11 protein-coding genes are annotated in these 10,199 nt (G+C 69.2%); 3 read left to right on the forward strand and 8 right to left on the reverse strand.

Annotation, left to right across the window (positions count from 1 at the left end; translation table 11 throughout):
• Positions 1 to 58: 58 nt before the first annotated feature.
• Both OPU67_RS11765 and OPU67_RS11770 read left to right on the forward strand, forming a co-directional pair.
• The gene (locus tag OPU67_RS11765; protein ID WP_267619729.1) at positions 59 to 2,152 is read left to right on the forward strand and encodes an NAD(+) synthase; all 2,094 of its coding nucleotides are present in this window, start codon (positions 59 to 61) and stop codon (positions 2,150 to 2,152) included.
• Positions 2,152 to 3,054, forward strand: a complete 903-nt coding sequence (locus OPU67_RS11770; RefSeq protein WP_267619730.1) for a DMT family transporter — start codon at positions 2,152 to 2,154, stop codon at positions 3,052 to 3,054. Before OPU67_RS11765 ends, OPU67_RS11770 begins: the two co-directional genes overlap by 1 nt.
• A 67-nt stretch (positions 3,055 to 3,121) precedes the next feature.
• On the opposite strand, the gene OPU67_RS11775 is transcribed toward OPU67_RS11770, so the two are convergent.
• Together OPU67_RS11775 and OPU67_RS11780 are read right to left on the reverse strand one after the other, a co-directional pair.
• Positions 3,122 to 3,718 (reverse strand): FMN-dependent NADH-azoreductase, encoded by a 597-nt coding sequence (locus OPU67_RS11775; RefSeq protein WP_267619731.1) that lies wholly within the window; start codon positions 3,716 to 3,718, stop codon positions 3,122 to 3,124.
• Positions 3,719 to 3,841: 123 nt separating this feature from the next.
• Positions 3,842 to 4,543, reverse strand: coding sequence for a pirin family protein (locus OPU67_RS11780; RefSeq protein ID WP_267619732.1), 702 nt, complete (start codon positions 4,541 to 4,543; stop codon positions 3,842 to 3,844).
• Positions 4,544 to 4,800: 257 nt separating this feature from the next.
• Here OPU67_RS11780 and OPU67_RS11785 point away from each other — a divergent pair, with 257 nt between their 5' ends.
• Entirely contained in the window at positions 4,801 to 5,694 is an 894-nt protein-coding gene (locus OPU67_RS11785; protein WP_267619733.1) for a LysR family transcriptional regulator, read from the forward strand.
• Positions 5,695 to 5,700: 6 nt separating this feature from the next.
• On the opposite strand, the gene OPU67_RS11790 is transcribed toward OPU67_RS11785, so the two are convergent.
• From OPU67_RS11790 to OPU67_RS11815, 6 genes are all read right to left on the reverse strand, one after another.
• Positions 5,701 to 6,051 (reverse strand): hypothetical protein, encoded by a 351-nt coding sequence (locus tag OPU67_RS11790; RefSeq protein ID WP_267619734.1) that lies wholly within the window; start codon positions 6,049 to 6,051, stop codon positions 5,701 to 5,703.
• Complete coding sequence (locus tag OPU67_RS11795; RefSeq protein WP_267619735.1) at positions 6,051 to 6,242, reverse strand: hypothetical protein; 192 nt, start codon at positions 6,240 to 6,242, stop codon at positions 6,051 to 6,053. Before OPU67_RS11795 ends, OPU67_RS11790 begins: the two co-directional genes overlap by 1 nt.
• Before the next feature lie 95 nt (positions 6,243 to 6,337).
• A complete protein-coding gene (locus OPU67_RS11800) occupies positions 6,338 to 6,967 on the reverse strand; it encodes a glutathione S-transferase (RefSeq protein ID WP_267619736.1) in 630 nt (209 codons plus the stop codon).
• Entirely contained in the window at positions 6,964 to 7,761 is a 798-nt protein-coding gene (locus OPU67_RS11805; protein ID WP_267619737.1) for a rhodanese-related sulfurtransferase, read from the reverse strand. Before OPU67_RS11805 ends, OPU67_RS11800 begins: the two co-directional genes overlap by 4 nt.
• A 4-nt stretch (positions 7,762 to 7,765) precedes the next feature.
• On the reverse strand, positions 7,766 to 8,842 hold the full coding sequence (locus tag OPU67_RS11810; protein WP_267619738.1) for a branched-chain amino acid aminotransferase: 1,077 nt from the start codon (positions 8,840 to 8,842) through the stop codon (positions 7,766 to 7,768).
• Positions 8,843 to 9,758: 916 nt separating this feature from the next.
• On the reverse strand, positions 9,759 to 10,199 hold a 441-nt coding region (locus OPU67_RS11815), incomplete at its 5' end, for a hypothetical protein (RefSeq protein ID WP_267619739.1).

Consider the following 10,199-nt stretch of genomic DNA (forward strand, 5'->3'; position numbering starts at 1 on the left):
GCCTAGGCAGCACCCGCGCGCCGGGTTACAGCCGCGCCATCAAGGAGAACCTGCGCGGATGACCGAGGCCCACCCCTTCTACGACATGCACGAACACGGCTTCGTGCGCGTGGCGAGCGCGACCCCCTGCACGCGCACCGCGGACGTGCCCTACAATACCAGAGGCGTGCTTGCCGAGGCACGCAAGGCGCACGCGGCCCATGTCGATCTCGTCGTCTATCCCGAACTGACGCTGTCCTCCTACGCGATCGACGACCTGCTGCTCCAGAACGCGATCCTCGAGCGGGTCGAGGAGGCCATCGCCGAGGTGGTCGCCGCTTCGGCCGATCTCACGCCCGTGCTGGTGGTCGGCGCGCCGCTGAGGCGGGCGGACAAGGTCTACAACTGCGCGGTCGTGATCGCCCACGGACAGATCCTCGGCGTGGTGCCCAAGAGCTTCCTGCCCAATTACCGCGAGTTCTACGAGAAGCGCCACTTCGCCCATGGCCGCGGCTGCACCGACCTGTGGATCGACGTCGCGGGGAGCGAAGTGCCCTTCGGCACCGACCTGATCTTCGCCGCCGAGAACCTCCCCGGTTTCCGCTTCGGGGTGGAGATCTGCGAGGATTTCTGGGCGCCTGTCCCGCCGGGGATGCAGGCCGCACTCGCCGGCGCGCTGATCCTGTGCAACCTTTCGGCGTCGCCCGTCACCATCGGCCGGGCGGATGACCGCCACCTGCACGCGCGCTCCTCGGCGGCCCGCGCCATCGCCGCTTACGTCTATTCGGCCAGCGGGCACGGCGAGAGCACCACCGACCTCGCGTGGGACGGGCAGGGGATGGTCTATGAAATGGGCAGCCTGCTCGCGCAGTCCGAACGCTTCGACCGCTCGGGCGAATTGTGCATCGTCGACATCGACACCGAGAAGCTTGCCGCCGAGCGGATGCGCAACCAGACCTTCGCCGACGCCGCCGAATGGGCGGGGCGGCCCGAGGACTCCTACCGCAGGATCGAATTCGAGCACGGCTATGCGGCAGGCGACATCGGCCTTGTCCGCCCCGTCGCGCGCTTCCCCTTCGTGCCCGACCGGCCCGAGAAGCTCGACGAGGACTGCTTCGAGGCCTTCAACATCCAGGTCGATGCGCTGATGCGCCGCATCCAGTCGACCGGGGCGAAGAGCCTCATCATCGGCATCTCGGGCGGGCTCGATTCCACTCACGCGCTGATCGTCGCGGCCAAGGCCTGCGACCGGCTGGGCCTGCCGCGCACCACGATCCGCGGCTACACCATGCCCGGCTTCGGCACCTCGGAAGGGACGAAGAGCAACGCCCTCCGCCTGATGCAAGCGCTCGAGATCACCGCGGGCGAGATCGACATCCGCCCTGCTGCGCGCAAGATGCTGGAAGATATCGGCCATCCCTTCGCAGCCAATGAAACAGGGGGCGGCGAGCCGGTGTATGACGTGACCTTCGAGAACGTCCAGGCGGGCCTGCGCACGGACTACCTCTTCCGCCTCGCCGGACAGCATGGCGGCTTCGTGGTCGGCACCGGCGACCTCTCCGAGCTCGCGCTGGGCTGGTGCACCTACGGCGTGGGCGACCACATGAGCCACTACGGGGTCAATGCGGGCGTGCCCAAGACGCTGATCCAGTATCTGATCCGCTGGGTGATCCGCACGGGGCAGTTCTGCGAGGAATGCTCGGCGGTGCTGGGCGGCGTGCTCGACACCGAAATCTCCCCCGAACTGGTGCCGCCGGGCGAGGACGGGCAGGTGCAATCGACCGAGAGCCTCGTGGGCCCTTACGAACTCAACGACTTCTTCCTCCACCACATCATCCGCTTCGGCCAGCGCCCCTCCAAGGTCGCCTTTCTGGCGTGGCACGCGTGGAAGGAAGCGGGCGCGGGAATGTGGCCTGCGGGCTTTCCGGAAACCCGCAAGAACGCCTACGATCTTCCCACCATCGCCCGCTGGCTCGACAAGTTCTGCGCGCGCTTCTTCGGCTTTTCGCAGTTCAAGCGCTCGGCGCTGCCCAACGGGCCCAAGGTCTCCTCGGCCGGCGCCCTGAGCCCGCGCGGCGACTGGCGCGCGCCGTCCGATGCGGTCGCGACCGTGTGGCGCGAGGAGCTGCGCGAAGGCCTGCCGGACGAGATTGCGCGCGACCTTACCCCCTGATGCCCAGATCGCTCCCCCTCTCCGCGCTCGGGATCATGCTGTTCTGCAACGTGGCCTGGGCGATGAATATCGTGGTCAGCAAGATCGCGGTGGCGACGCTTGACCTGCCGCCGCTGTTCTACACCGTGCTGCGCTCGGCCACGGTGGTGGCGGTGCTGGTGCCGCTGCTGCTGCGCGGGCGGCCCGAGCGCCTGCCGCTGGTGCTGCTGATCGGCTTCGCTATCACCGGGGGGAGCTTCGGGCTGCAATTCATCGGCCTCCAGACCGCGAGCCCCTCGGCGGTCGGGATCGTCAACCTCTCGGGCGCGCCGCTGACCGTGCTGTTCGCGATCCTGTTCCTCGGCGAGGAAGTGCGCTGGCGGCGCGGGATCGGGATGGCGCTGGCGCTTGGGGGCGTGGGCCTCGCGATCGGCGCGCCGTCGGAGGCGGGCGACCCGGTGGGGCTCGGCTTTGCCTTCGCAGGCGTGCTCATCGGCGCTTTCGCCTCGGTCTTCGTCAAGCGGCTCGATATCGGCGCTGCGACCCTTCAGGCCTGGGCGGGGGTCGCCTCGCTGCTCGTCATGCTGCCCGCGACGATGGCATTGGAGACCGGCCAGATCGCCGCGATCGAGGCCGCGCCGCTGGCGGTGGCGGGCTGCGTGCTGTTTGCCGGGGTGATCGTCTCGGTCGGCGCGCATTCGGCCTATTTCATGCTGTTCCAGCGCTACGACGCGAACCTGATCGTCCCGCTGACACTGCTGACCCCGCTGCTCACCATCGCCTTCGGGACCTGGCTGACGGGCGACACGATCCACTGGCCGCTGATCGTCGGCGGAGCGATGGCGCTGACGGGGGTCGCGATCATCGTCATCCGCCCGAGCCGCACGGTCTTCAAGTCCTGGCTCGCGCGGCCCAAGGTGTAGGTCAGAATCGAGTTGGGTGGGGGACGGTGCGACCCTTGTCGTCCGCCCCCCGCCCATGGTGCCGCGATCAGGCGGCGAGCTTCAGCGCGGCGTCCCTGGCGGCGGCGATCTTCGCCTCGCCATCGACGCCCATGATGCCGTCAGCGGCGACGATGTCCACGTCGGTGATCCCGAGGAAGCCGAGGAAGAAGGTCAGCCAGCGGCTCATGAAGTCGAACTCCGCGCCCACCGGGGTGCCGCCGGTGGCGATGGCGAGGTAGGCCTTCTTGCCCTTGAGAAGCCCTTCGGGGCCGTTCGCGGTGTAGCGGAAGGTGGTGCCCGCGCGCGCCACCAGATCGGCCCAGGCCTTGAGCGTGGCAGGCGGGCCGAAATTGTAGACGGGGCTCGCGATCACGATGGTGTCGGCGGCCTGCAATTCGGCGATCAGCGTGTCGGCGATGGCGGCGAGTTCGGCCTGCTCCGGCGTGCGATCGGCGGCGGGCGTGAGGTTGGCGGCGAACCTTTCGGCGCTCACGAAAGGCAGGTCGTTCGCGGCGAGGTCACGGGTGGTGACGCCCGCGCCGGTCCTGGCGGCGAGGCCGTCGACAATGTTCTGGCCGAGCTGGCGCGAGACGCTCTCGGCGTCCGGGCGGATGCTGGCGGTGATGAAGAGGATGTTGCGCATGGGATGGCTCCTTGGGGTGAGAGGGGCAATCTCCCCTCCCGCTTGCGGGAGGGGTTGGGGGTGGGCCTGTTCCGCATTCCCACCCCCCGACCCCCTCCCGCGAGCGGGAGGGGGAGTTAGGGCTTACGCCGCGTCGACCAGCACGACCTCGCTGTCTTCGAGCGCGGTGATGGTCACCTCGGCCAGCTGCGTGATCGCCACGCCGTCACGGGCGACCGCTTCGACTTCACCGATCCGCACCCTGCCGGTGGCAGGCACGAGGTAGAGGTGGCGGTCGGCCGAGCGGGGCATGTAGGTCACGCTTTCGCCCGCCTTGATGGTCGCGCCCAGCACCCGCGCATCGGCACGGATGGGCAGAGCGTCGTCATCATTCGCCACGCCGCTGGCGAGCGGCACGAAGGCACCCGCACGGTCGTCCTTGGGGAACTGGCGCGCACCCCAGCTGGGCTGGCCGCCGCGGGCATCGGGGATGATCCAGATCTGGAAGATCCGGGTCTCCTCGTCCTCGAGGTTGTATTCCGAGTGGGTGACGCCGCTCCCGGCGCTCATCACCTGGACGTCGCCCGCTTCGGTGCGGCCTTCGTTGCCCATCGAGTCGCGGTGCGTGATCGCCCCGGCGCGGACATAGGTGATGATCTCCATGTCGCTGTGCGGGTGCGGCGGGAAACCCGACTTGGACGCGATCGCATCGTCGTTCCAGACCCTGAGCGCGCCCCAGTGGACCCGGGCCGGATCATGGTAGCCCGCGAAGCTGAAGTGGTGGTGCGCATCGAGCCACCCGTGGTTGGCGGCACCCAGGGTGTTGAAGGGACGCAGTTCGATCATGGCGTGTCTCCTCGTATGAGTGTGTGAACGCCAGATAGGCCAGCCGGTTCGTGCGGATAAGTGCGATAAAACTTGCCAAGATGTTCAGGATATCTGAACAAGGCGTCCGGGCGCAATGCGCCGCTTCCGTTCGTGTCGAGCGAAGTCGAGACACATTGCCAAGGCCTCTCGACTTCGCTCGAGGCGAGCGGAGGTGGGTGGAGGCCTCTGGCCTGCGCGCGGGTGGGTGGTCGGGACCATTTAAAGGACAGACGCACATGAAACTCGGTGACCCCACTCTCGATCAGCTGCGCATCTTCATCGCCGTCGCCGACCACGGCAGCTTCGGCGAAGCGGCGCGGGCGATGGGGCGGGCGGTCTCGGCGATCTCCTACGGCATCGCGCAGCTCGAGGCGGCGCTGGCGCTCACCCTGTTCGCGCGCGAGGGCTCGCGCCGCCCGGTGCTCACCCCGGCGGGTGAGGGGCTGCTCGCCGAGGCGCGGGCCGTGGCCGACCGCGCCGATGCGCTGCTCGCCAAGGCGCGCTCGCTCCATGCCGGGCTGGAAAGCGCGCTGACGCTGGTGATCGACGTGATGGTGCCCGGCGACGTCACCGCCCACGTGCTCGGCGAATTCCGGCGCTTCTTCCCGACCTGCGCGCTGACCTTGCGGATCGAAGGGCTCGGCGCAGTCGCCGCCTGCCTGATCGAGGGCGGCGCGGACCTTGCGATCGGCGGCCCGGTGATCGGCGACAACCCCGCGCTCGAACGCCAGGCGGTGGGCGAGATCGACCTGATCCCCGTCGCCGCGCCCGCCCACCCGCTGGCGCGCGCCGGGGCGGCGCCGGGGGAGAGCCGCCGCCACCTGCAACTGGTGCTGACCGACCGATCCCCGCTGACCGAGGGGCGCGAATTCTCGGTGCTCTCCCCGCTCACCTGGCGGCTGGGGGATCTGGGGGCCAAGCACGCGCTGCTGAGGGAAGGGCTGGGGTGGGGCAATATGCCGCGCGCGATGGTGGCGGGCGACCTTGCGAGCGGCGCGCTGGTCGAGCTCGACCTGCCGGAGAAGCCCGGCGCGCATTACCGCCTCAGCGCGCTGTGGCGGCGCGATACCCGCCTCGGCCCGGCGGCGAGCTGGCTGGTCGATGCGTTCAGGGCGGGGCTGGGTGGTTAGGTCTCGTCAGGCTTCGGCATAGTCCTCGCGGGCAAGGCTGCGCAGCACGAACAGGTTGTTGATGACAGCCGCACCGTGCATGAGCGTCAGGACGGCCAGCGTCGAGGCACCGAACAGGCCGCCGAACCAGACAATCGTCCAGACAATTGCCCAGAAGGTCCACAATCCGCGAATTCCGTAGCGTTCCATGATCCAGCGCAGCAGGCGGTTGCTTTCGAGCTCTGGCCCGGCCCGCCGCACGAACATCGTCGTGGTGACGTAGTCGGCAAGGCTCATGATGGTCGCGGCCAGCAGCAGCTCGAACCGCCACGGGGCGAGCGCCTGCCTCCACAGCGACGGATCGAGCCATTCGGGCATCAGGCGCCTGCCCCGTTGCGGCGCTGCATCATGCCAAGCGCAATCAGCGCGAGGATCGCCGGGAACACCCACGGCTGGACTAGGGCGACTGCCTCGCGGTGCGCCTCGATCCAGCTGAGGCTAGCCGTGCCCAGCCACCAGCCGGCAAGGCAGGTGGCCGCTGCGGCGATGAGCGCAGCGACCGCTGACATCGCTTTGATTGCGGGCCAGGCTCCTGTCATATTCACACAGGATATCAGCGTGTAACCGGGCGTTCAAGCGCTGCGGCAAGGCGCGCGCAGGCGGATCATGGGCCGAACAGCACCGGCGCATCGCCCTCGGCCCAAGGCGCGAACTTGGGCATGACGGCGGCGAACAGATCGCTCGCGCAGTGGCCTTCGAGCCACGCGGCAAGGCGCGGCACAGGCTGGCTCGCGAACCATGCGGGGTCGATTGCGGCAAACTGGCGGACGAAAGGGAAGAGCGCGATGTCGGTGATGCTGCGGCTTTCTCCGCACAGCTGGGCATGGGCTGCCAGCCGCTCCTCGAGCGGCCGCAGCTTGGCGAGCGCTTCGGCGCGGTGATCAATCGCGTCGGCAGCGTACCGATCCGGATATTTGGCGCGGTCGAGATGGTGCTTGAACGGCCCGTCGTTCGCCGCGATCAGCGCCGGATCATCGCCCGCGAGCCAGCCTTCGGGATCGGCCTGTGCCAAGGCCCAGCGCATGATTTCAAGGCTTTGGTCGATAACTTTTCCACCGGGTAACACCAGCACCGGAACCGTCGCCTTGGGGCTGGCAGCGGCCAGTTCGGGTGGCTTGGCTGCGAGCTTGACCTCGCGCAGTTCCACCGCGATCCCCGCCACCCACAGCGCCATGCGCGCCCGCATCGCATAGGGGCAGCGGCGGAAGGAATAGAGGATGGGACGCGCGCTCACGCCGCGGCCGGGCCGCACACCGGGCAGGCGCCGCCCGCAGGAAAAGGCCGCCCGCAAGGCTGGCAGCGGGTGTGGGTGCCCTGCGCGAGGCCATGACCAAGGCTCACGCGTTCGTCGAATACGAAGCATTCGCCCTGCCATAGGCTTTGCTCCTCTGGCACCGCTTCGAGGTATTTGAGGATGCCGCCCTTGAGGTGGTACACCTCCTCCACCCCCTCGGCGCGGAGCAGCGCGGTGGACTTCTCGCAGCGGATGCCGCCGGTGCAGAACATGGCGACCTTGGTTTTGCCTTCGAGCAGCGCCTCGCGGTTCGCGCGGAACCAGGCGGGGAAGTCGCGGAAGGAGGGCGTCGCGGGGTCAACCGCCCCGGCAAAGGTGCCGATCGCGACCTCGTAGTCGTTGCGGGTGTCGATCACGAGGGTCTCGGGATCGGCGATCAGCGCGTTCCAGTCGTGCGGATCGACGTAGTGGCCCACCACGAGCGTCGGATCGACCGGCTCGCCCATGGTGACGATCTCGCGCTTCACCCGCACCTTCATCTTGCCGAAGGGCATGGCGGGGGCCCCGGAGAACTTAACGTCGAGCTCGCCGCACCCCGGCAGCGCGCGGATCTTCGCGAGCACGGCCTCCAGACCCTCGGGCGGGCCAGCGATGGTCCCGTTGATCCCCTCGCGCGCGAGCAGCAGCGTGCCCTTGATCCCATGCGCCTCGCAGGCGTCCAGCAGGGGCGTGCGCAGGGCCTCCGGGTCGGCGAAGGCGGTGAACCGGTAGAGCGCGGCGACGCGCACGGGCATGGCCCTAGACCCGCGTCACCCAGCCGTGGGTGTCGGCGATGCGGCCGGTCTGGATGCCCACAAGGGCTTCGCGCAGGGCCGCGGTGGTCTGGCCGATGCCGCCGGCGCCGATGGTGAATTCGCCGTCGGGCCCCGCGACCTTGCCGACCGCGGTGACGACCGCCGCCGTGCCGCAGGCCATCACCTCGACGAGCCGGCCGCTCGCCGCATCCTCGCGCCACTGGTCGATGGCGTAGGGCTCCTCGCGCACCGTCAGGCCCCGTTCGCCCATCAGCGCGATCAGGCTCTCGCGGGTGATGCCGGGGAGGATCGTGCCGGTCAGCGGCGGGGTGATGACGGTGCCGTCCGCAAAGACGAAGAACAGGTTCATGCCGCCCAGCTCCTCGACCCAGCGCTTCTCGACCGCGTCGAGGAACAGCACCTGGTCATGCCCCTTGGCGAAGGCCTGGCCGGTGGGAACGAGGCTGGCGGCGTAATTGCCCCCGCACTTGGCCGCACCCGTGCCCCCGGGCGCGGCGCGGGTGTAGTCCGAGATCCAGATGCTCACCGCCTTGGCGCCCGATTTGAAGTAGTTGCCGGCGGGACTTGCGATGACGATGAACTTGTAGCGCTTGGCCGGGCGCACGCCGAGGAAGGCCTCGGTCGCGATCATGAAGGGTCGCAGATACAGCGCGCCGCCCTCCACAGCGGGATACCAGTTGCCGTCGACCTCGAGCAGCGCCTTGATCGCGCCGAGGAACAGCTCCTCCGGCAGGGCGGGCATGGCGAGCCGCTCGGCCGAGGCGTTGAAGCGCGCGGCGTTGGCCTGCGGGCGGAACAGGGCGAGCCCACCGTCGGGGTGGCGATAGGCCTTCAGGCCCTCGAAGATTTCCTGTGCGTAGTGGAGCACGGCCGCCGCGGGATCGAGCGGGATCGCCTCGCGCGGGCCGAGCACCGGCGTCTGCCAGCCACCGAGCGCCTCGTCGTAGTCGATCACCACCATGTGATCGGTGAAGACCGTGCCGAAGCCGGGGTCGGCGATCAGCGCTTCGCGGGCGGCATCGGGCGTGGGCGAGGGGTGGGGGAGGCGGGTGAAGTGCATGGGACGCGCCTAGTCCGGCGGTGGCCGAAGGGCAAGCATCCTCCCGGGCAGGGCGAAGGGATCGCCTGCGGCAGGATGGGCGTCATGGGCTCGATACCGGCGGCGGCTGCCTGGACAAGCCTCGCCCGCCCCTCCACCAGCTTCGCTGGTCCCCCTCCCCTGAAGGGAAGGATCAGGAGGCACCCAACCTCACTGGCTGCGCTGGATCGGTCGCGGCACGCGACCGCGAGCGCACGCGCGCGAGCCGCAGGCGATCCGGCGCGAAGCGCCGGAGGCTCGCCGAGGACGCTCGCCCGGATGGGCGAGCGCTAAACAAGAAATGAAAAGGGCGCCTCCAGCCCGTCGGTGGAAACGCCCTTTCATGGTCAGCGGCCAGGAAGTGCCGCTCACGAAGCCTCTAGAGGTAATGAATTACCGGTAGTGCCTCGCGCGGAAACTTGCCGACCTCTCTGCTGAACCATGAGACATCGGATCACCTCCTTTCGCGCTAGTGTGCCAAGACCCTGCCGTTTCACCGGGGGCCGAGGACCGCGTTCGCCGCTGGCCTCGCGTGCAATGTGATGGAGGCTGTGGCGCGCGACAAGACTTGTAATAAACTTTTCCCGCGTCATAATCGCGCTTCGCCGCAAGCCTCGTGCAGGCTGTCCGCCCGGGGGCAACCCCGGGCTTTTTCATGCCCGCCTCGCAGGTGTGGACAGGCTGGGGGCAAGCCTGTGGAAAACTGCGGGAGAATCGGAAGCGTCCGTCCGCGTGCCCGCGTGCCCGCGTGCGCTCGCGGTCGCTGCGCGACCGATGCCCCCTCATCGTCATTGCGAGGCGCCTCGCAGAGGCGGCGCGGCAATCCATCACCTGCCCTAGCCCGCGGGCGCGGCGTCAAGCCATGGATTGCTTCGCCTGCGGCTCGCAATGACGAGGCTCAGCGGCAATCCTCGATCACCCGGCTGACCTCGGCCCAGCTCGGAAGGTAGAGCGGCGCGAGCCCCTCGCTCTCCACCGCGAAACGCCCCTTGGAGAGCGCCATCGCATCGAGCAGCGGGTCGCGCGCCTCGAGCGTCACGGTCATCTCGCGCTCGGCGGTCTGGGCGGCGAGCGCGCGGGTCGCCGTCTCGGTGCGGATCGTCACCACCGGGCGGACCGCGCCGCTTTCCGGCAGGGACAGCACCATCCGCCCGCTTTCGCCGAGGCAGCGCAGCCGGGCGAGCGGAGCGCGCCCGGCGCCCAGGAAGCTTGCCTCGGTGCGCCGGCCCTGTGCGGCATAGGTCCAGGTGCCGGCGGTCAGCGGCAGGTCCATCCAGCCCGTCGCGGCGCGGGCGGGCAGGGCGGTCGACGGCGCGGGCAGCGGCGCCTGGCGCACGGG

This window comes from Erythrobacter sp. WG (genome assembly GCF_026586795.1).
Taxonomy (GTDB): Bacteria; Pseudomonadota; Alphaproteobacteria; order Sphingomonadales; family Sphingomonadaceae; genus Erythrobacter.

Excerpts from the sequence above, each read along its gene's own strand:
- OPU67_RS11770 (WP_267619730.1), top strand. The coding sequence starts at position 2,152 with ATGCCCAGATCGCTCCCCCTCTCCGCGCTCGGGATCATGCTGTTCTGC.
- OPU67_RS11790 (WP_267619734.1), bottom strand. The coding sequence starts at position 6,051 with ATGCCCGAATGGCTCGATCCGTCGCTGTGGAGGCAGGCGCTCGCCCCG.
- OPU67_RS11785 (WP_267619733.1), top strand. The coding sequence starts at position 4,801 with ATGAAACTCGGTGACCCCACTCTCGATCAGCTGCGCATCTTCATCGCC.
- OPU67_RS11795 (WP_267619735.1), bottom strand. The coding sequence starts at position 6,242 with ATGTCAGCGGTCGCTGCGCTCATCGCCGCAGCGGCCACCTGCCTTGCC.
- OPU67_RS11805 (WP_267619737.1), bottom strand. The coding sequence starts at position 7,761 with ATGCCCGTGCGCGTCGCCGCGCTCTACCGGTTCACCGCCTTCGCCGAC.
- OPU67_RS11775 (WP_267619731.1), bottom strand. The coding sequence starts at position 3,718 with ATGCGCAACATCCTCTTCATCACCGCCAGCATCCGCCCGGACGCCGAG.
- OPU67_RS11765 (WP_267619729.1), top strand. The coding sequence starts at position 59 with ATGACCGAGGCCCACCCCTTCTACGACATGCACGAACACGGCTTCGTG.
- OPU67_RS11810 (WP_267619738.1), bottom strand. The coding sequence starts at position 8,842 with ATGCACTTCACCCGCCTCCCCCACCCCTCGCCCACGCCCGATGCCGCC.
- OPU67_RS11780 (WP_267619732.1), bottom strand. The coding sequence starts at position 4,543 with ATGATCGAACTGCGTCCCTTCAACACCCTGGGTGCCGCCAACCACGGG.